The sequence below is a fragment of the Streptomyces sp. NPDC019937 genome (genome assembly GCF_040631655.1).
Lineage (GTDB): Bacteria > Actinomycetota > Actinomycetes > Streptomycetales > Streptomycetaceae > Streptomyces.
Genome location: NZ_JBEYAL010000002.1, coordinates 69,447 through 89,514 on the forward strand (window position 1 = coordinate 69,447; position 20,068 = coordinate 89,514).

Here is a 20,068-nt window from a genome sequence, read left to right on the forward strand (position 1 = left end):
CATTCCTTCCACATCACGAACACCACGTCCTGACGACCTCATGTGCGTCAGGGCGTGCCTAGCTGCCTTCTCGCCAGGCCCGCCACAGCCGGGCGTAACGGCCGCCCAGGGCCACCAACTCCTCGTGCGTCCCCTGCTCCACGACCCGTCCCGCGTCGAGCACGGCGATCCGGTCCGCCGCCATCGCCTGGGTCAGCCGGTGTGCCACGAACAACGTGGTCCGGCCCGCGCACGCGGCCAGCACGACCCGCTCCAGTCCGGCGGCGCCCTCGCTGCCCGCCTCCGCGGTCGACTCGTCGAGCACCACCACCGGCGACCGGCGCAGCACCAGCCGGGCCAGGGCGATCTGGGCGACCTTGGTGACGTCCAGGCGCTCGCCGCCCTCGCCGACCATGGTGTGCAGCCCGTCGGGCAGCGCGTCGACCCACCCCCCGGCTCCGACCGTGCGCAACGCGTCCATCAGCTCGGCGTCGGTCGCTTCCGGCGCGGCGAGCCGCAGGTCGTCGGCGAGTGGACCGGAGAACACATGGGTGTCCTGCGTGAGGATGCTCACCAGGGACCGTGCCCCGGCCTCGTCCAGACCGGCGAGGTCGGTCGGCCCGATGTGCACCGACCCGGCCTGCGGGGTCCCGATGCCCGCGATCAGCGCGGCCAGGGTCGACTTGCCGGCGCCCGTCGCCCCCACCAGCGCGAGCGAACCACCGGCCGGGATGGTCAGGCTGACGTCCCGGAGGACCGGGTCCTCGGCGCCGGGATAGCGATACGTCAGCCCCGTCACCGTCACCGGGTGCGGCACGGCGTCCGGCGGCGCGACGGCCGCGTCGCCCACCAGCCGGTCCTGAGCGGCCTCCCCGACCACCCCGACCAGCCGGGTCAGGCTCGCGCCCGACTTCTGCGCCTCGTCGAAGGTGAACATGATGGAGCCCAGCGGCGTGAACAGCCGGTGGAACATCAGCGGGGCCGACGACACCTCGCCCAGGCTGGCGGCGTCGGCCTCCAGCAGCGCGTATCCCACCACGATGATCAGCACCAGCCCGATGAACTCGGCGCGGTTCTCCCGGCCGACGAACCGGCCGAAGAACCGGAACACCTCGATGCCGAGATCGCGCACGCGCCACGACTCACGGGTGACCTTCTCGCGGAAGGCGCCCTCCAGGCGGTAGGCCCGGACCGTGTCGATCCCGTTCAGTCCGCTGATCAGCGCCTGTGCGCGGTCGGCCTGGGCCGCCCGCTGCCTCTGGTAGAGCGGGGCGGACCGGGGGAGGTACCAGCGCAGGGCCAGCGCGTACGCGGGCAGCGCGCCGGCGCCCGCCAGGCCGAGCCGCCAGTCGAGACCGAACATGCCGGCCGTGGCGATGAGGACCAGCACGCCCGCCGAGAACACCGTGGGGACGGCCGTGCGGATGCCCTTGGACAGCACGGCCACATCGTCGCCGACCCTGGAGAGCACGTCTCCCCGGCCCACCTGCTCGATTCGGGCGCTCGGCATCCCCAGCACCGCGCGCACGGCGCCTTCCCGCAGCCGCGCGAGCAGATCCGCGCCCAGCCGTCCGATCAGATAGGTCGACACCGCGGTGGCCGCCGCGCCGAGCAGCGCGGCGGCACCCATAAGCACCCCGACCGTGACCAGGGCCGACCGCGGTTCGCCCTCGACCACTCCGTCGACCACCCGGCCGAGCAGAAGCACCGGGAGCACTTGGAGCGCCGCCCCGGCCACGGTGGTGAGCACGGTGGCGGCCGTCAGCCACGGCACCTCGCGGCAGTGCGCCGCGACCCATCGGGTGGCCACGCGTCCGGTGGCCGTGCGCAGGGTGGCCGGGGCGACAGGTGCGTCGGTGACGCTCACCCCTGGCCGGCCGACGTGACGAGCTGGTCGATCGCGTACGGCAGGGACAGCAGGGTGCTCTGGGACATGGCCGCGCCGACGGCCGGGCCCTCACTGTCCAGCAGGTACGACACCTTGCCCTTCTTCACGGCGTCCAGGTTGGTGAACAGCTTGAACTTCTTCAGCGCCCGCTGGTCCGCCGCGTCGTTGATGACGAAGACGCGGTCGGCGTCGGCCAGGTCGACGCGCTCGGGCGAGAGGACGGTGAAGAACTTCCCGTCCGCGACCTCGTCGACCTTGGCCTGATAGGTGAAGCCGATGCCCGTCACCAGTCGTCCGCGCACATCGGTGGAGGTGAACGGCGCCACCGAGTTCTTGTACCAGGACAGCGCGACGGCGGTCTGCCCGGCGAACTTCGGATGCGCCTTCTTGGCCGCGTCGAGCTTGTCCTGAACGCCCCGCACCAGCTCGGTGCCCTCGTCCTCCTTGCCCAGCGCCTTGGCGATCTGCGCGGCGTTGTCCTGCCAGGGGGCGCTGAACGGCTCCTTCTCGCCCTTGGTGCGGCCCACGGTCGGGGCGATCTTGGAGAGCTTGTCGTAGGCGGCCTTGTCGATCTCGGAGTAGACCGCCACGATCAGGTCCGGCCGCAGGGAGGCGATCTTCTCGTAGTCGGGGCCGGTGTCGCCGTTCTTCATGACGACCTCGGGCCGGGTGCCGCCCCACTTGTCCTTCACCCAGGGCCACTGGGTGTTGATGTCGGGCTCCTTGCCCGCCGGGTTCGGGTACTGGTCGACCATGCCGACCGGCTTGACGCCGAGCGCCAGCATGGCCTGGTCGTCCGTGTAGCCGAGGGAGACGACCCGCTGGGGCGCCTCGGTGATCTTCGTGGATCCGAACGCGTGCTCCACCGTGACCGGGAAGGCGCCGGAGGCTGCGGCCGGGTCGTCGTCACCCGTGGTGTCCGCCGAGTCCGCGCCACATCCGGCGAGGAGGCCGATGCCGAGGGCCGCGGCGGAGAGTGCCGCCGCTGACCGCCGCCCTGGCGTCGTACGCGTCGTTCTCTGGAGGAGCATCCGGAATCCCTTGCTGTCGCGCCGCCGTTACGTCCCTGACTAAGGGCAGGCAAACCTTATCTCGCCCAAGTGAGGCCAGCCTAGCCTTACTTGGATATTTCTTGGCCGGGACCTGGCCGGGCCCTGGCCGGGGTCTGGTCCAGCCGGACGTGGGTGCGCCCGATCGGCACGATGAGCGGCCGGTCGCCCACCGGATCGTCAACGACCGTGGCCCGCAGCCCGAACGCCTCGTCCAGCAGCTCGGCGGTGATCACGTCACGGGGGTGCCCCTGCGCCAGGATCGAACCCGCCCGCATCACCACGAGGTTGTCGCTGTACCGCGTGGCCAGATTGAGGTCGTGCAGCACCATGACGACGGTGCACCCCGACTCGTGCAGGTCGTCCACCAGGTCGAGCACATCGATCGCGTGCGCCAGATCCAGGTAGGTGGTCGGCTCGTCGAGGAGCAGCAGATCGGTGCCCTGGGCCAGGGTCATGGAGATCCAGACCCGCTGACGCTGCCCGCCGGAGAGCGAGTCGACCGGGCGGTCGGCCAGATCCGACACCCCGGTCATGGCCAGCGCGCGCTCCAGGACGTCCGCGTCGTCCGAGGACCACTGCCGCAGCCAGCTCTGGTGCGGATGGCGGCCCCTGGCGACCAGGTCGGCCACCGTCAGCCCCTCCGGCGCGACCGGCGCCTGCGGCAGCAGGCCCAGCTTCTTCGCCACGTCCCGGGTCCTGAGCCGGGCGATGTCCTCGCCGTCCAGCACGACGGTCCCCCCGGCGGGCTTCAGCAGCCGGGTCAGGGTGCGCAGCAGCGTGGATTTCCCACAGCCGTTGGGCCCGATGATGGTGGTGATCACGCCCGTCGGGATCGCCACATCCAGGTCGTCGATGACGTTGCGGCCGCCGTACCCGACGGTGACGCCTCGGGCCGCCAGCCGTGAGAGGCCCTGGGCCCCTGATGCGGTCTCGGTGCCGGTTTCGGTGCCGGTCTCGGTGCCGGTTTCCGTCCCGGTGACGCACTCGGCGCTCACACGTGCCCCTGTCTTCACGTTCGTCCCCTTCATTGCCGTCTATCCGAGGTTCGCCCGCACCAGCAGGCAGACGAGGAAAGGGCCGCCGATCGCGGCGGTGACCACGCCCACCGGGAGCGTGATCGGCAGCGCGGTGCGCGCGATCAGATCCGCGCCGATCAGCAGCAGCGCGCCCACCACGCCGGAGGCCACCATCGGCGGCGTCGGGCACCGGACCAGACGCATCGCCACCTGCGGCGCCACCAGCGCGACGAACGGGACCGGGCCCGCCACGCTCACCGCCACACCGGCCAGCAGCACCGCGCACAGCAGCAGGACGGCCCGCACCATCGCGTACCGGACGCCCAGGCCCGCGGCGACCTCGTCGCCCAGGTGCATCGGCTTGAACTGGAACGCGGCGCAGGACACGACGGCCAGCAGGACGAGCGTGCACCACACGCCCATCCGGACCTCGCCCCACGAGCGGTTGTCCAGCGAGCCGACCAGCCACGCCTGGGCCCGGGCCACATCCTTGATGTCGGCGGTGGCCAGCAGCCAGGTCGTGATCGCCTCCATCACGGCGCTCACCGAGATGCCGATGAGGATGAGCCGGAAACCGTCGATCCCGCGCCGCCACGCCAGGAAGTACACCAGCAGCCCCGTGCCGAGACCGCCCGCGAGCGCCGCCACGGACAGCCCCACGGCGCTGACGACCGCCGTGCCGGCCCCGCCCGACACCGTCACCAGGAACACCGAGACCACACCGGCGCCCCCGGTGATTCCCAGAATGTCCGGGCTGGCCAGCGGGTTGCGCGCGACGGACTGCGTGATCGCCCCGGACACCCCCAGCGCGATCCCCACGACGAGCCCGGCCAGGGCCCGTGGCATCCGCAGGTCCATGATGACGAACCGGTCGACCCGCTCGCCCCCGCCGAGGACCGTGGCGACCACCCGGGACAGGCCGATGGGGAACTCCCCGACGCCGATGGACAGGCAGAACACCAGGAAGGCCGCCGCCGCCAGCAGCAGGGTGACGCCGACGAGCCAGGGCCGCCACACGAACGACAGCCCGCCGAGCCGCACCCCCGGCGCGACCACCGATGGCTTCGCGACCGTTCGCTTCACATCTGTTCCGCTCATGTGTCCTTGAACTTTCCGCGCCACACCAGGGCCGCGAAGAACGGGGCGCCCAGGAGGGCCACCACCACACCCGCGTCCAACTCGCCCGGCCGCACCACCACCCGCCCCACGATGTCGCAGACCAGCAGGACGACGGCGCCGAGCAGGCCCGCGTACGGCACCAGCCAGCGATAGTCCGGCCCGGTCAGATACCGGGCCACATGGGCCACCATGAGCCCGAGAAACGCGATGGGGCCGCACGCCGCCGTCGCCGCGCCCGCCAGCAGGGTGATCGCGACGATGCCGATGGTCCGGTTCAGCGCGATGTTCACGCCCAGCCCCCGCGCCACGTCGTCCCCCAGGTTGAGCAGGTTGACGGCGGGCAGCGTGATCACGGCCGGCACCAGCCCGACGGCGATGAACGCGGTCACCGGCCAGATGACATCGAATCCGACACCGGCCACGGAACCCGCGTTCCAGAACCGCAGCGCGTTCAGCGACTTCTGGTCCGCCAGCGCGACCGCCGTGGTCATCGCCGCCAGGAACACCGTGATCCCCTGCCCGGCCAGTGCGAGCGTCAGCGGATTCCCGGCGCCCCGGCCGATGCTCGCCAGCCCGAACACCACGACACCGGCGACCGCCGCCCCCAGGAAGGCGAACCAGACGTACTGGAAGGGGTCGGCGAACCCGAACACGGCGATGACCGACACCACGGCGAACGAGGCACCGGCATTCACCCCCAGCAGCCCCGTGTCCGCGATCGGATTGCGCGTGTACCCCTGGATCAGCGCCCCGCCGACCCCGAGGGCGACGCCCGCCACGATCGCGAGCACCGTCCGGGGCACCCGCACCGTCCGCACGATGAGCCTGATCCCGGTGAGCCGCTGATCGAATTCCGGCCCGGCGAACAACCCGTGCCACACCTCGGCGGGACTCAGCGCGCGCGCACCGACGGCCAGCGACACCGCCGCCACGGCCACCAGGACCAGCACCAGCACGCCCAGCCCCACACCCCGCCACCGGCGGGCCTCTGCCGCGCCCCCCGATACGGGGCGCTCCATCACCGTCGTGCCCATGTCTCAGTACGTCATCCTCAACGCGCCGTGCTGCCGACTTCGTCGGCGACCGGCCGGGCCCCGGGGGAAGCGGACGTGGCGCCCCGGTCGAGGAGCGAGTCCAGGATCTCGCCGACCCTGATCGCGGTGTTGGACAGCAGCGACGAGGTGATGCCGTGGGTGTGCTCGGTGCCGCCCTGCAGATAGATGCCGCAGCGCAGGCCGGGGTCCGTCGCGATGCGGTAGTCACGCTCGACGCGGACCCGGCCCTCGTCGTCGCGGAGGCAGTGGCCGGCGGCCTCGCCGAGCAGTCCGATGGGGTCGACGGGGCGGTAACCGGTGGCGAAGACCACGACGTCCGCGTCGAGGAAGGTCTCCTCGCCGGTGACGAGGGACCGCACGGTGGCACGGACCTGGGCGGGTGTCTCCTTGACCTCGGTGACCCGGGACACGTTGAGGAAGCGCAGCCGCTCGGCGCCGAGGACCTTCTCCCGGTACGTCTGCCGGTACAGGTCGTCGATCAGATCGATGTCCACCACGGAGTAGTTGGTGTTGCCGTGGTAGTCCATCAGCCGCCGTTTGACGTCCTCGGGCGCGGCGAAGTAGTCGTCGACCGCCGCCGGGTCGAAGATCCGGTTGGCGAAACCGCTGTCGTCGGCGGGGCTGTAGCCGTAGCGGGAGAAGACCGCGCACACCTCGGCCCCGGGGAAGCGGCGGTGCAGATGGGCCACGTTCTCGGCGGCGCTCTGCCCGGCGCCCACGACGATGAACCGGGAGGGCGAGGTGCCCTCCAATTGCCCGGCCTTCGCCAGCAGTTCGGAGGTGTGCCAGACGCGGTCACCGCGTTCCACGCCCTCCGGCATGAAGGGGCGCAGCCCGGTGCCGATGACGAGGTTGCGGGCCCGGTGGACCTCCAGCCCCTCCCCCGACCGGACCGTCACGTCCAGGTACTCCACGGCGCCGTCACGCATGACGGGCGCGACGCCGACAACCTCGTGGCCGTAGGAGACCATGCCCTCGACCTTGGCCGCGGCCCACTCGAAGTAGTCGTGGAACTCCACCCGCAGCGGGAAGAGGTTCTTGTGGTTGATGAAGTCGATCAGCCGCCCCTTGCTCTGCAGGTAGCAGAGGAAACTGAATTCGCTGGCCGGGTTCCGCAGGGTCACCAGGTCCTTGAGGAAGGACACCTGCATGGTGGCGTCGTCGATGAGCATGCCACGGTGCCAGCCGAAGCGCGGCTGCTGCTCGAAGAAGCGAGCGCTGATCGCTCCCTGTCCCCCGGTGCGTGCGTTGTGCTCGCTGAGTGCGATCGCCATGGCCACATTGGACGGCCCGAAGCCGATGCCTATGAGGTCGTGGACCGGTAAGTCGTGGACCGGCAAGGCGTCACCAGGAAGAACCTGTGACATGTCACTCCCATCGTGCGGGGCAATCGCCTTTCAGGCGTGCGGAAGATGCGAAGGGGCACGCCGACGAAGCGACACGCCGAGAACTTAGGTGAGCCTAAGCTAAACCAGCAAGGCTGTCGATAGGCCACCGCAGGGAATGCGGATTGCCCACGGGCACCAACTGGCCCGCCACGGAGGATCGTTGCGCAATAAGGTAAGCCTTGCTTTACTTGCCCCTCGGTCATCCCCTGCTGCGAGGAGGAACCCCATGCGGGTCGTCATGTTCGGTTATCAGACATGGGGGCACCGCACCCTGCGAGCCCTCCTGGACTCCGAACATGATGTGGTCCTGGTCGTGACGCACCCCAAGAGCGAGCACGCGTACGAGAAGATCTGGAGCGACTCCGTCGCCGACCTCGCCGAGGAGCACGGCGTCCCGGTGCTGATCCGCAACCGCCCCGACGACGACGAGTTGTTCGAGCGCCTCAAGGAGGCCGACCCGGACATCATCGTGGCGAACAACTGGCGGACGTGGATCCCCCCGCGCATCTTCGGCCTGCCACGGCGGGGCACGCTCAACGTCCACGATTCGCTGCTGCCGAAGTACGCCGGGTTCTCCCCGCTGATCTGGGCCCTGATCAACGGCGAGTCCGAAGTGGGCGTCACCGCGCACATGATGAACGAGGAGCTCGACGCCGGGGACATCGTCCGGCAGGAGGCGGTCCCGGTCGGGCCGAAGGACACCGCCACCGACCTCTTCCACAAGACCGTCGACCTCATCGCCCCGGTCACGATCGGCGCGCTCGACCTCATCGCCGCCGGGCAGACCCAGTTCACCCCGCAGGACCGGTCCCGGGCGAGCTTCTTCCACAAGCGGTCCGCCGAGGACATCCGCATCGACTGGACCTGGCCGGCAAAGGACCTCGAACGCCTGGTCCGCGCCCAGTCCGAGCCGTACCCCAGCGCCTACGCCTTCCACCAGGGCAAGCGCCTCGAAGTCCTGGCCGCGGTCGTGTCCCAGGGCCGGTACGGCGGCACTCCCGGCCGCATCTTCTACCGCGAGGGCGACGGCGTGGTCATCGTCGCCGGCGCCGACGCCCGCACCGGCCGCAACCACGGCCTGGCCATCACGCGCGTACGGACCGAGGAGGGCCACGAGATGGCCGCCACCGCGTACTTCACCTCCATGGGCGGCTACCTGACCAGCCACCCCTGACCCCCCGGCCCCTGGACGAGCCGTGGCCCCGCACCCGCTCCCGCGGGTACGGGGCCACGGGCGCGGCGGTGGGTCAGAGACCGGCCGCCGCGCTGTGCAGGTTCTTGGCGGCCAGGGCGAGCCCCTCGGTCCGGGAATAGGCGGCGTCCTCGTGCTCGATGTTCACGGCCATGTCCGGGTCGACCTCCGCGAGAGCGCGCAGGAACTCGGTCCAGTAGGCGGTGTCGTGTCCGAGGCCGACGGCGACGAACTTCCACGCCGGGTTCTCCGGCCAGGCGTTGCACCAGAAGCCGTAGCCGGTGGGCACCTTGCCGGGGGCGTCGGCGGGCACGCGGGTGAACGACGAGTCCAGTACGCCACGGATGTCTGCGCCGGGGCAGAGCGTCGCGTCCTTCGCCGCGGCGTGGAACACCAGCGGGCCGAGCCACTTGATGGAGGCCACGATGTCCATGCCCTGCCACATCAGGTGCGAGGGGTCCATCTCCGCGCCGACGTTGGTGGCGCCGGTCTCCTCGACCAGCCGCTTCAGGGTGACCGGGGAGAACACCAGGTTGTGCGGGTGCATCTCGACGGCCACCCGGACGTCGTGCTCCCGGGCCAGCGCGTCGATCTCCCTCCAGAACTCCACCGCCACGCCCCACTGGTAGTCCAGGACGTCCATGTAGACGCCGTCCCACGGGTTCACGACCCAGGACGGGTACGCGGCGCCGGGGTCGGAACCGGGTGTGCCGGACATGGTCACCACGTGCTTCACCCCGAGCAGGCCCGCCAGCCGGATGGTGCGGCGCAGGTCGTCGGCGTGTTTCGGGCCGACGCCGGGGAGCGGGCTGAGCGGATTGCCGTTGCAGTTGAGGCCGGTCAGTTCCATCCCCCGGTCGGCGAAGGTGGCCAGGTACTCGTCCCGTGCGGTGGCCGAGGACAGCAGCAGGTCCACCGGGCAGTGCGGGGCGGGGATGAAGCCGCCGGTGTTGACCTCCACGGAGGTCAGCCCGTTCTCCTCGAGGATGTCCAGGGCCTCGGTGAGCGTGCGGTCGTGCAGACAGGCGGTGTAGGCGCCGAGCTTGAGAGCCATGGGTTTCTCCTTCGTACGGGGGTGGTCAGGAGGCGGCCGGGACGGTGACGGCGGCGCCACCGTTGTGGGAGGACTCGACGACGGCCCGGATGATCTCCATGGTCCGCAGCCCGTCGGCGAAGGTGGCGCAGGCCGGCAGCGGGTCGGCGACGCCCGCGACCTGGTCGAGGAAGGCCCGCGCCTGGTAGGTGAACATCTCGGCGTTGCCGCCGCCCACGCCCGGTGCCTCCATCGGATAGCCGCCCTTGAAGTACGGCATCTGCGGCCCGGCGATGATGTGGCGCGCACCGCGCGTACGAGCGTCCGGCTGGGCGTCGTCGAAGAGGTACTCGGCGGGCCGGTGCTGGTCGAACGCCGCCCGGCCGCCGAGCCCCACGATGTCGAAGCCGAGTCCGTTGGGCAGGCCGAAGGCGGTGCGTGACAGCGAGAAGGTGCCCACGAGGCCGGACTCGAAGCGGGCGGTGAAGGACGCGGTGTCCTCGTTCTCGACCTCGCCGAACTCATCGGAGACGGGGGCGGCGTTGTGTCCGACGACCGCGCCCAGCGGCAGCGGGCGCCTGGGGATCTGCGTCGACAGCGAGGCGCCGGAGACCGCGGCGATGGGACCGGCGAGGTACTCGGCGGTGTCGATGGCGTGGACGCCGATGTCCCCGAGGGCGCCGGAGCCGGGGCCGCCCTTGAAGCGCCAGCTCAGCGGCCCGTTCGGGTCGGTGGCGTAGTCACACCAGTAGCGGCCGCTGAACAGGGTGAGGTCGCCCAGCTCACCGCGCTGGACGTGGTCACGGACCGCGGAGATGGCGGGAGAGCGCCGGAAGGTGTACCCGACGGCCGTCACCACATCGGCGGTGCGCTCCAGCTCGGCCATCGCGCGGGCGTCCTCGAGCGATCCGGCCAGCGGCTTCTCGCACAGCACGTGCTTGCCCGCGGCGACCAGGGCCTCGACGATCGGGCGGTGCAGATCGTTGCCGACGACGATGCTGACGGCGTCGATCGTCGGGTCCTCGGCCACGGCCTCCCAGTTGGGGAGCGCCTTCTCGTAGCCGTACCGGCGGGCGGCGTCCTCGCCGAGTGCGACATTGGCGTCGGCTATCGCGGCCAGACGGACCGGCGGCAGGCCGGCCGCGAAGACCGTGTTGACGTTGCGGTAACCGGCGGCGTGGGTGCGGCCGGCCATGCCGGCCCCGATCACCGCGACGGAAAGGGGCTTGCCGGACGTGGCCATGAATGTGCCTCTCAGCATGGTGGGGGTTGGTCAGGTGGCGGACCGGCCGCGGAAGTGGGCCTCGATGGCCTCCATCGAGCGGCCCCGCGTCTCGGGGACGGTGCGCAGGTAGCAGCGGACGGTGGCGACGTTGACCGCCGCGAAGAGCGGGAACGTGGCACCGACGACCGCGGCGATCAGCGGCGGGAAGGCCAGCGTCAGCACGAAGTTGGCCGTCCAGGTGCCCAACGCCCAGCGCGCCGGCGAAGAACAGCACGGCGAGCCCGAGGATCGCCCGCTTGCGCCCCAGCGGTCGGAGAGGCGCCCGCCGTACAGCGCGCCGAACGCGGCGCCCGCCACGAGGGAGGACGCGACGATCCCCTCGGTCATGGCCACCTCCCAGGATCGGGGTTAAAGCGCTTTAAGTCAGCTTCGGCGAGTACGATGCCCTCGCACAAATGTCATGTCAATAGGTTGTCGCTACGTCGTTGCGCAGAGCGATTGAAGCGCTTTAAGCGCTGGTACCATCGATTGGCTTCGAAAGCGGCGTCAAGGGCGTGGCGCGAGGAGATCGCCGTCCGGGAGGTACAGGTGGACGATGCCGATTCCGAGCGGCGCCAGGACGGCGCGAGCAAGCGCCCCCGGCTCGAGGACGTGGCGGCCCGCGTAGGCGTGTCCACCGCGTCCGTCTCCCTGGTGCTGCGCGGGGTGTCCGGCCCCAGTGAGCGCACCCGGCAGCGCGTCCTGAAGGCCGCCGCCGAGCTGGGCTACCAGGCGGATCGCACCGCCAGTCTGCTCGCCAGCAGGCGCACCCGGCTGCTCGGCGTCATGGTCGACGTCCACAGCCCCTACCACGCCGAAGTGGTCGACTATCTGCACACGGCCGCCGAGGAGGTCGGCTACGACCTCGTCCTCAGCACCCTGACCCGGACCCGCGACGAGCACACCGCCGTCGAGACCCTGCTGGCCTTCCGTAGCGAGGCCCTGATCCTCCTCGGCCCGACCTCCCCCGCCGACACGCTCGCCGCCCTCGACCGCAAGGCCCCCGTGATCGTCGTCGGCCGCCGGATCACCGACGGGCAGCTGAACGTGGTCCGCACCGCGGACGACGACGGAGTCGGCCAGATCGTCGACCACCTGGCAGGGCTCGGCCACCGGGCCATCACCTACGTCGACGGCGGCAAGGGCGTCATCGCCACCGACCGGCGCCGCGGCTACCGCACCGCCATGCGCCGCCACGGCCTGGACGCGCACATCAGGATCCTGCGCGGCGAGAACACCGAGGCGGCCGGCGAACGCGCCGCCCGCCACCTCCTCGACGGCCCCGCCCTTCCCACCGCCGTGGTCGCCTTCAACGACCAGTGCGCCATCGGCGTCCTGGCCGCCCTCTCCCGCGCCGGTGTCGCCGTCCCCGGCGAGGTGTCCGTGGCCGGATACGACGACGACACCCTCTCCCGGCTGAGCTGCTTCAACCTGACCACGGTCAGTCAGAACGCCGAGCAGCAGGCCCGGCAGGCGGTGGCCGCCGCCGTCGAACGCCTCGACCAGGGCCGTACCGAGCCCCGCGAGGTCGTCCTCAGTCCGCAACTGGTCGTGCGCGGCACCGTGGCCGAGCCCGCCTGACCCGCCGCACGCGAAACGAGGGACTCCCCGTACGCCATGCGCGCGGGGAGTCCCTCGGTGCCACTCGGCAGAGCGCCTCAGATCAGGACTGGGGGCGGCTACCGTGGTTGGCGCCGTTCTTACGACGGGCCTTCTTCTTGCGACGTCGCTTCGACGACATGTCGCCCTCCTTCCAACGATGCTCTACCTGTGCCGATCACATCGGTGTCTCACGCGGTGATCATGACGCGCTTACCCAGCTCGTCACGTCGCACGCCACCCTCCATTGTGAAGGGCCTCACGTCACCGCACGCCATGGTGGCCTAGCTTGCTAGGATGCTAGCATCGCCCGCGTGGGTGATGAGGACGTCAAACAGTTCAACGTGTACCTGCCGATCGGACTGATCAAGCAGGTCAAGTACCGCGCCATCGAGTCGGGCATGTCGCTGTCGGCGCTGGTCGCCGACGCGCTGCGCGCCTACCTCGACGACACCGACAGGAATTCCGGACAGCGATCGACCGAGCAGGAGAGCTGATATGGCAACCGAAGGCATCGAGGCCGTGTTTCTGACGACGCACAACTGGGGCAAGGCGGCGAAGTTCTTCCAAACCCTCGGCTACGAGCTGGAGTTCGCCACGGACCACAACTCCGGCCGGCTCCGCAACGGCGAAGGGCCCTACGTGTTCATCGCCGAGGTCCCCGAGGACCAGGAGCCCGAGACGCGGATGGTGCTGAAGGTGCCGGACGCGGACGCGTTCCGGCCCGATCCGGCTGCCGTCGAGGTGGTCACCCCGTTCGCGGACACGCACTACGGGACCAGGGAGATGACCGTCCGCGACCCCGACGGGCGCCTGTGGAGCCTCCAGGTTCCCGCGGGCGACTGACCCACGACGGCCGGGGCGAAGGGAGAACACCATGGCGGACGAACACATCGAGGCGCCCGACAGCACCGCGGTGCGGACCGCGCTCTGGCGGGCCATGCACGTACGGGTCGACGCGCCCCCGCACGTGGTCGAGGACGAGGTCGGGCTGCGGCTGGTGGCGCCCGGCGAGGACTGGCGGGACCGGCCGGACATGGACCCGCACACCACCAGCGGGTTCCGGGCGGCCATGGTGGCCCGGGCCCGTTTCATCGAGGACCTGATCACCGAGCAGGCCGGGCGCGGCGTCGCCCAGTACGTCATCCTGGGCGCCGGCCTGGACACCTTCGCCCAGCGCAAGCCGGAGATCGCCTCCCGGCTGCGGATCTTCGAGGTCGACCAGCCCGGCCCCCAGTCCTGGAAGCGCCGCCGCCTCGCCGAACTCGGCTATGGCATCCCGGAATGGCTGCACCTGGTGCCGTTCGACTTCGAAGCCGGTGCGTCCTGGCCGGAGCGGCTGGCCGCCGCCGGTTTTGATCCCGGGCAGCCGGCGGTCATCGTCTCCACCGGCGTCAGCATGTACCTCACCAGGGACGCCACCACAGCCACCCTGCGCCGGATCGCCGGGCTCGCCCCCGGCTCGACGCTCGCCCTGACGTTCCTGCTGCCGATCGAACTCGTCGAGGACGCCGACCGGCCCGGCCTCCGGGCGAGCGAGGAGGGCGCGCGAGCGTCCGGGACGCCGTTCCTCAGCTTCTACACCCCGCAGGAGATGCTGGCCCTGGCCCGCGAAGCGGGCTTCCGGGAGGCGCGCCATGTGTCGGGTGCGTCGCACACCGCGCGCTACTTCGCCGACCGCGCCGACGGCCTCCGCCCGTCAAGCGGAGAGGACCTGCTGCTGGCCACCACCTGACCTGCTGAGAAACCGCGTCGCGTGGTCGAGGAACCGCGCCCTCACGGAGGACCGCCCCGCGTCCGTGGAACCGCCCGCATCCGGTGTGGTAAATCCTTTTTCGGGTGGGTAAATGGCCTGATGTGCGCTGGCTGAGCAACGTCCGGACAGCGATAGCGTTCGCCCTGGTGGGGCCGCTGATCGTGTCGCTGGCGCTGGTGCCGTTCCGTACCGCCTTCCCGCGGACCGACGCGGCTCTGGTGCTGGTGGCGGTGGTGGTCGCCGTGGCCGCCCTGGGCCACCGGAGCGCCGGTGTGATCGCGGCGCTGTCGGCCACCGTCTGGTTCGACTTCTTCCTGACCCGCCCCCGGGGCACGCTGTCCGTCACCAACGCCTATGAGGGCTGGACGGCCGCTCTGCTGCTCGTCATCGGTCTCGCCGTCTCGGAACTGGCGGTTCGCGCCCTCAACCAGCGGGATCGGGCACAGGCGGCGCACGGCCGCCTCAAGCTGCTGCATGACGCCGGTACGGCCATCGGCGCCACCCTCGACGCGCAGCGCACCGCGCAGGAGCTGGCGCAGGTGGCGGTGGGCCGGTTCGCCGACTTCATCGCCGTGGATCTGGCGGTGTGCGTCCTGGCCGGGGAGGAGGTGCCCTCGGACGGCACCACGCACATGCGCCGGGTGGCCCTGGCCGGGGTCCGCGACAACCATCCGCTGCTCCCCGTGGGCGGCCCGCCCAGGCTGACCCTGTCCGGGCCGCGGGCCCGTGGTTCGCCCAGCGGGCGGCCGAGGATCGAACCCGATCTGCGGGCCCGCACCGACTGGCAGACGCTGGTCCCCGACCCCGCCGGGGAGGTGCTGGACTACGGCATGCGCTCGCTGATCACCGCTCCGCTGCGGGCGCGGGGCAGTGTGCTGGGGACGGTCTGCTTCTGGCGCGCGCGGGACACCGTGCCCTTCACCGACAGCGATCTGTCCGACGCCGGGGAGCTGGCCGCCAAGGCCGCCGCGGCCATCGACAACGCGCGCCGCTACACCCGCGAGCGGGCCACCGCCCTAGCGCTGCAGCGCAATCTGCTGCCCCGGCACCTGCCCGGGCAGACGGCCGTCGATGTGGCCTCGCGCTATCTGCCCGCGGATTCGCGGGCCGGAGTGGGTGGCGACTGGTTCGATGTGATCCCGCTCTCCGGCAGCCGCGTCGCCCTCGTCGTCGGGGACGTGGTCGGCCACGGCATCAACGCCTGCGCCACCATGGGGCGGCTGCGCACCGCCGTGCGCACCCTGGCCGATGTCGACCTGCCGCCCGACGAGCTGCTCACCTACCTCGACGACCTGGTCATCCATCTCACCGATGACGAGCAGGACACCACCGCCGAAGAGGCCATGGACATCGGTGGGGTGGGAGCGACCTGTCTGTACGCGGTCTACGATCCGGTCTCCCGGCACTGCGCGCTGGCGTCGGCCGGACACCCGCTGCCCGTCCTCGTCTCTCCCGACGGCGGGGCCGACCTGGTGCGCGGCTTCACCGGCCCGCCGCTCGGAGTGGGCGGCCTCCCGTTCGAGACCACCGAGCTGGAGATGCCCGCGGGCAGCGTCCTCGCCCTGTACTCCGACGGCCTGGTGCGCTCCAGCGACCGCGACATCGACACGGGGCTGACGCAGCTGTGCGACGCGCTGTCGGTGCCGGACACCTCCATGGACACCGCCTGCGACACCGTTCTGGGCGCGCTGGCGGCCGACCGCCCGGCGGACGACATCACGCTGCTGCTCGCCCGTACCCACGCCCTGACCCCCGACCGGGTCGCCGGCTGGGACATCACCGCCGACCCGGCCGTGGTCATGCAGGCCCGGAAGCTGGCCGTGGAACAGCTCGACGCATGGGGGCTGTGGGATCTGGCCTTCATCACCGAGCTGCTGGTCAGCGAGCTGGTCACCAATGCCATCCGCTACGGCGCCACGCCGATCCATCTGCGGCTGATCCGCGACCGCAAGCTGATCTGCGAGGTGTCCGACGCCAGCAGCACCACCCCTCATCTGCGCCGCAGCCGGGCCTATGACGAGGGTGGCCGTGGCCTGGTGCTCGTCGCCCAGCTCAGCCACAACTGGGGGACGCGCCAGACCACCGCCGGGAAGACCATCTGGTGCGAGCAGAGGCTGCCCGCCAACGGTTGCTCCTAGCCGAGCTTCTTGAGCAGCTCGGTGGCGAGGGGGCCGGAGGAGGCGGGGTTCTGGCCGGTGACGACGTTGCGGTCGACCTCGACGTGCGGCGCCCACGCCTCGCCGGCCTCGACGGTGAGTCCGGCCTCGGTCAGCCGGTCCTGCAGCAGCCACTTGGCGTTGCCGGCGGTGCCGGCCAGCTGCTCCTCGGTGTTGGTGAACGCGGTGATCCGGTAACCGGCGTAGGCGTTGGTGCCGTCCTCCTTGACCGCCGCCAGCAGCGCGGCCGGGCCGTGGCAAACCACGCCCACCGGCAGTCCCCGGTCCACCGCCCGCGTCAGGAGGCGCCCGGAGTCGGCGTCGACGGCGAGGTCCTCCATGGGGCCGTGGCCGCCGGGAACGTACACCGCGTCGAAGTCCTCGACCCGCACATCGGCCAGGACGGCGGGCCGGTGGAACTCGGCGGCGGTCTCCACCACCTTGGTCAGCCGCGCGGCCTCCTCGGCGCCACCGGCGGCCTCCGGGGCCAGGCTGGCCGGGTCGACCGGCGACACCACACCGCCCGGAGTGGCCACGGTGACCTCATGCCCCGCGGCCTTGAAGGCCTCCAGCGGGACGACGGCCTCTTCCGCCCAGAAGCCCGTGCGGTGGGTGCTGCCGTCCGCCAGCGTCCACGCGTCGGCGCCGGTCATCACAAAAAGGATCTTCGCCATGTCTCTCTCCTCGTAACGGTGTTTTCACAGCGCGGTGAGGTACCGCCCTCCCCGCGACCTTTCCAGATCATCACTCTGCGCAGGATCCGGACGATCGACTACGCTCGGCGGATGGCGAAGTACTTCGATGTTCACCCCGACAATCCCCAAGCGCGCACCATCGGCAACGTGGCCGACAGGATCCGTTCCGGCGCGCTGGTCGCCTACCCGACGGACTCCTGTTTCGCACTGGGCTGCCAGATGGGCAACCGCGACGGCATCAGCCGGATCCGGTCGATCCGGAATCTCGACGACCGTCACCACTTCACGCTGGTGTGCCAGGACTTCTCACAGCTGGGCCAGTTCGTGCACATCGACAAGGATGTGTTCCGGGCGATCAAGGCATCGACGCCCGGGAGCTACACCTTCATCCTCCCGGCGACCAAGGAGGTGCCGCGGCAGCTGCCGCACCCGAAGAAGAAGACGGTCGGGGTGCGGATTCCGGACCACGCCGTCACCCAGGCGCTGCTCGCCGCCCTCGGTGAGCCGCTGCTGTCCAGCACCCTGTTGCTGCCCGGCGAGGACGAGCCGATGACCCAGGGCTGGGAGATCAAGGAACGGCTCGACCATGTGGTGGACGCCGTGGTCGACTCGGGAGACTGCGGCACCGAGCCGACCACGGTCATCGACTTCTCCGACGGTGAGGCCGAGATCGTACGCCGGGGAGCGGGCGACACCGCGCGGTTCGAATAGGACTAGTCGTCGATGCACTTGGGGTACTTCGAACCCCGGTTGCAGTCGTGGTAGTCGTACTTGCTGACCCGGAACTTCTTCTCCGCGCCTCCCTTGGCGGGATCGACGACCAGATAGAACTTCTTCCCGTCCTTGACCTTCTCGGTGACCTTCCCCTCCGGGCCTTTGTCGAAGTCCTGCGCGCACCCGGTGAGTGCGAGGGCGGTCACGGCCACGAGAGCGAGGGCGGGGGCGAGACGGCGTTGCATGTGGTGCTCCTGATCGACTTGAAGACGAGGGCAGTCTAAGGTCATCGGCCGCCCCGCTGAGCAGGCAGGGTGTACCGATCACACCCCCTTCACACACCGCACTTCACACCGGCGCACCGGCATGCCGGGAAGCGGCCTGCCGGCACCTGATGTCGGGCCAACGGTGCCTTTTGTCAGATGTCTTGACGCCCCGCCACCTCCGCCTTAGCTTCGGCGTTTATAAATGCAGACCGAGTACGCAAGTGTAGACGGCCAGGTCGAGTGTCGTGTCTCCCGCGGCACCGCGTCAGCACCCTCGGAGGTCGCCCGGGATGAGATCCTCCGTACGCTCCAACCAGCGGCCGAGGCGGGGCCGGGCGCGCCCCGCGCTCACCCTCGCGGTCTCCGGGATCATGCTGCTGACCAGCGCGTGTGCCGTGGCGAACAGTGACGCCGCGGGTGATGCCGGGAGCGCCGGCGGCGGCACTCTGCGGGTGGTTCTCACTCAGGAACCCCCGACGCTGGAGCCCTGTGAGTCCTCGCTGACCGCGACCGGAGTCGTCGTCCGCTCGAACGTCACCGAACCACTGGTTGAACGGGACCCGACCTCGGGCAAGCTGCAACCGCTGCTGGCGACCGGCTGGCAGCGGACCGAGCCCACGACGTGGACCTTCGGCATCCGCTCGGGTGTGTCCTTCCAGAACGGGCGGCCGTTCACCGCTCAGGACGCCGCCTTCTCCATCGAACGCGCCGTCAACTCGGATCTCGCCTGCAATGTGGACGGCTATGTCTTCGGCGACGAGAAGCTCCGCGTGCGCGCGGTCGGCCCCACCCGGCTGACCGTCACCACCGAGAAGGCGGACCCCATCCTCCCGCTGCGGCTGAGCTTCATCGAGATCGTGCCGCGCACCACCGACACCCGGGCCAAGGTGCGCATACCGATCGGGACCGGCCCCTACGCCGTCGGAAAGTGGGAGACCGGCGTGTCGATCTCCCTCGTGCGCAACGAGAGTTACTGGGGCCGGGCCCCCGCCTATCCCCGGGCCAGATATGTCTGGCGCAGCGACGCCAGTGTGCGGGCCGCGATGATCGACAAGGGTGAGGCCGACATCGCGACGGCGCTGGACCCCGTGGACGCGTCCAAGGACACCACCGTCGCCTATCCCAACAACGAGACGACCGCCCTGCGGCTGGACGGCCGTGAGGCACCGCTGGACGACATCCGGGTACGCAAGGCGATCGGCATGGCCATCGACCGCACGGGCATCGTGGACGCCCTTCTCGGGGGGCTCGCCAAGCCCGCCGCGCAACTCGTCCCGCCCGGTGTGGTGGGCCACAACGACGACCTCGCCACCACCCCGTACCGGGTGGCCGCGGCCCGCGCGCTGGTCGAGCGGGCGGCCGCCGACGGCGTACCCGTCCACCGGCGGATCACCCTCGTCGCGCGCAACGGCCAGTTCGCCGGGATCGCGGAGGTGGCCGAGGCGCTGCAGTACCAGATGGCGCGCATCGGGCTGAACGTGCGGATCCGGATGGCGGACACCGCCACCCACCTCCAGTACCAACTGCGCCCGCTCCCCCGCGGCGTCGGGCCGATCGCGCTGCTGATCATGCACGGCAACCAGGCCGGGGACGCGGCCTTCACCACCAGCCAGTACCTGCTGAGCGACGGTCCCCAGTCCACCTTCGGGACCCCGCGGCTCGACCGCCGCATCGCCGCGGCGAACGCGCTGTCCGGCAAGGCCCGGCAGAAGGCCTTCGCCCGCGTGCTCGCCTACCAGAACGAGAAGGTCGCGCAGTACGCCTACCTGGCCCATATGCGCGGGCTGCTCGGCCTGTCGCCCTCGGTGCGATACCGCCCGGACTCCGCCACCGGGGACGAGATGCGGCTGGCCGAGGTGCGGCCGGTGAAGGCCCGGAAGGCGGCGAACCCCTGAT

General features: G+C 70.8%; 19 protein-coding genes. 8 read left to right on the forward strand and 11 right to left on the reverse strand.

Annotation, left to right across the window (positions count from 1 at the left end; all coding sequences use genetic code 11):
• Window positions 1-58: 58 nt before the first annotated feature.
• The 6 genes from ABZ562_RS02095 to ABZ562_RS02120 all read right to left on the reverse strand — a co-directional run bounded on the left by ABZ562_RS02095 (window position 59) and on the right by ABZ562_RS02120 (window position 7,476).
• Complete coding sequence (locus ABZ562_RS02095) at window positions 59-1,846, reverse strand: ABC transporter ATP-binding protein (protein WP_361472680.1); 1,788 nt, start codon at window positions 1,844-1,846, stop codon at window positions 59-61.
• On the reverse strand, window positions 1,843-2,898 hold the full coding sequence (locus tag ABZ562_RS02100; protein WP_361472683.1) for an iron-siderophore ABC transporter substrate-binding protein: 1,056 nt from the start codon (window positions 2,896-2,898) through the stop codon (window positions 1,843-1,845). Before ABZ562_RS02100 ends, ABZ562_RS02095 begins: the two co-directional genes overlap by 4 nt.
• 86 nt (window positions 2,899-2,984) lie before the next feature.
• On the reverse strand, window positions 2,985-3,818 hold the full coding sequence (locus tag ABZ562_RS02105) for an ABC transporter ATP-binding protein (protein ID WP_361473256.1): 834 nt from the start codon (window positions 3,816-3,818) through the stop codon (window positions 2,985-2,987).
• A 135-nt stretch (window positions 3,819-3,953) separates the two neighbouring features.
• Window positions 3,954-5,033 (reverse strand): iron ABC transporter permease, encoded by a 1,080-nt coding sequence (locus ABZ562_RS02110; RefSeq protein ID WP_361472686.1) that lies wholly within the window; start codon window positions 5,031-5,033, stop codon window positions 3,954-3,956.
• Window positions 5,030-6,088, reverse strand: coding sequence for an iron ABC transporter permease (locus tag ABZ562_RS02115; protein WP_361472689.1), 1,059 nt, complete (start codon window positions 6,086-6,088; stop codon window positions 5,030-5,032). Before ABZ562_RS02115 ends, ABZ562_RS02110 begins: the two co-directional genes overlap by 4 nt.
• Window positions 6,089-6,105: 17 nt before the next feature.
• Window positions 6,106-7,476: a lysine N(6)-hydroxylase/L-ornithine N(5)-oxygenase family protein gene (locus tag ABZ562_RS02120; RefSeq protein ID WP_361472691.1), complete on the reverse strand. Its 1,371-nt coding sequence runs from the start codon at window positions 7,474-7,476 to the stop codon at window positions 6,106-6,108.
• Between the two features lie 247 nt (window positions 7,477-7,723).
• Here ABZ562_RS02120 and ABZ562_RS02125 point away from each other — a divergent pair, with 247 nt between their 5' ends.
• Window positions 7,724-8,671, forward strand: coding sequence for a methionyl-tRNA formyltransferase (locus ABZ562_RS02125; protein WP_361472694.1), 948 nt, complete (start codon window positions 7,724-7,726; stop codon window positions 8,669-8,671).
• Between the two features lie 73 nt (window positions 8,672-8,744).
• On the opposite strand, the gene ABZ562_RS02130 is transcribed toward ABZ562_RS02125, so the two are convergent.
• From ABZ562_RS02130 to ABZ562_RS02140, 3 genes are read right to left on the reverse strand one after another with little or no spacing between them, the layout of a single operon-like run.
• Window positions 8,745-9,743: a sugar phosphate isomerase/epimerase gene (locus ABZ562_RS02130; RefSeq protein WP_361472697.1), complete on the reverse strand. Its 999-nt coding sequence runs from the start codon at window positions 9,741-9,743 to the stop codon at window positions 8,745-8,747.
• A gap of 25 nt (window positions 9,744-9,768) precedes the next feature.
• Entirely contained in the window at window positions 9,769-10,965 is a 1,197-nt protein-coding gene (locus ABZ562_RS02135) for a Gfo/Idh/MocA family oxidoreductase (protein ID WP_361473259.1), read from the reverse strand.
• Window positions 10,966-10,995: 30 nt separating this feature from the next.
• A complete protein-coding gene (locus tag ABZ562_RS02140; protein WP_361472700.1) occupies window positions 10,996-11,334 on the reverse strand; it encodes an MFS transporter in 339 nt (112 codons plus the stop codon).
• Between the two features lie 201 nt (window positions 11,335-11,535).
• Here ABZ562_RS02140 and ABZ562_RS02145 point away from each other — a divergent pair, with 201 nt between their 5' ends.
• The 5 genes from ABZ562_RS02145 to ABZ562_RS02165 all read left to right on the forward strand — a co-directional run bounded on the left by ABZ562_RS02145 (window position 11,536) and on the right by ABZ562_RS02165 (window position 16,479).
• Entirely contained in the window at window positions 11,536-12,567 is a 1,032-nt protein-coding gene (locus tag ABZ562_RS02145) for a LacI family DNA-binding transcriptional regulator (RefSeq protein ID WP_361472703.1), read from the forward strand.
• A 332-nt stretch (window positions 12,568-12,899) separates the two neighbouring features.
• Window positions 12,900-13,082, forward strand: coding sequence for a CopG family transcriptional regulator (locus ABZ562_RS02150; protein WP_361472705.1), 183 nt, complete (start codon window positions 12,900-12,902; stop codon window positions 13,080-13,082).
• A 1-nt stretch (window position 13,083) separates the two neighbouring features.
• Window positions 13,084-13,431 carry a VOC family protein gene (locus tag ABZ562_RS02155; protein ID WP_361472708.1) on the forward strand — a complete coding sequence of 116 codons (348 nt, stop codon included), beginning with the start codon at window positions 13,084-13,086 and terminating at the stop codon, window positions 13,429-13,431.
• Between the two features lie 31 nt (window positions 13,432-13,462).
• Window positions 13,463-14,320, forward strand: a complete 858-nt coding sequence (locus ABZ562_RS02160; protein ID WP_361472711.1) for a class I SAM-dependent methyltransferase — start codon at window positions 13,463-13,465, stop codon at window positions 14,318-14,320.
• A 104-nt stretch (window positions 14,321-14,424) separates the two neighbouring features.
• Complete coding sequence (locus ABZ562_RS02165) at window positions 14,425-16,479, forward strand: SpoIIE family protein phosphatase (RefSeq protein WP_361472714.1); 2,055 nt, start codon at window positions 14,425-14,427, stop codon at window positions 16,477-16,479.
• Here ABZ562_RS02165 and ABZ562_RS02170 read toward each other — a convergent pair.
• Entirely contained in the window at window positions 16,476-17,171 is a 696-nt protein-coding gene (locus ABZ562_RS02170) for a type 1 glutamine amidotransferase domain-containing protein (RefSeq protein WP_361472717.1), read from the reverse strand. The genes ABZ562_RS02165 and ABZ562_RS02170 overlap by 4 nt on opposite strands.
• Window positions 17,172-17,282: 111 nt before the next feature.
• On the opposite strand from ABZ562_RS02170, the gene ABZ562_RS02175 reads away from it, so the two are divergent.
• Entirely contained in the window at window positions 17,283-17,903 is a 621-nt protein-coding gene (locus tag ABZ562_RS02175) for an L-threonylcarbamoyladenylate synthase (RefSeq protein WP_361472719.1), read from the forward strand.
• A gap of 2 nt (window positions 17,904-17,905) precedes the next feature.
• Here ABZ562_RS02175 and ABZ562_RS02180 read toward each other — a convergent pair whose 3' ends face one another.
• Window positions 17,906-18,151, reverse strand: a complete 246-nt coding sequence (locus ABZ562_RS02180) for a hypothetical protein (protein WP_361472722.1) — start codon at window positions 18,149-18,151, stop codon at window positions 17,906-17,908.
• Between the two features lie 311 nt (window positions 18,152-18,462).
• On the opposite strand from ABZ562_RS02180, the gene ABZ562_RS02185 reads away from it, so the two are divergent.
• Window positions 18,463-20,067, forward strand: coding sequence for an ABC transporter substrate-binding protein (locus ABZ562_RS02185; protein ID WP_361472725.1), 1,605 nt, complete (start codon window positions 18,463-18,465; stop codon window positions 20,065-20,067).
• Window position 20,068: the final 1 nt, after the last annotated feature.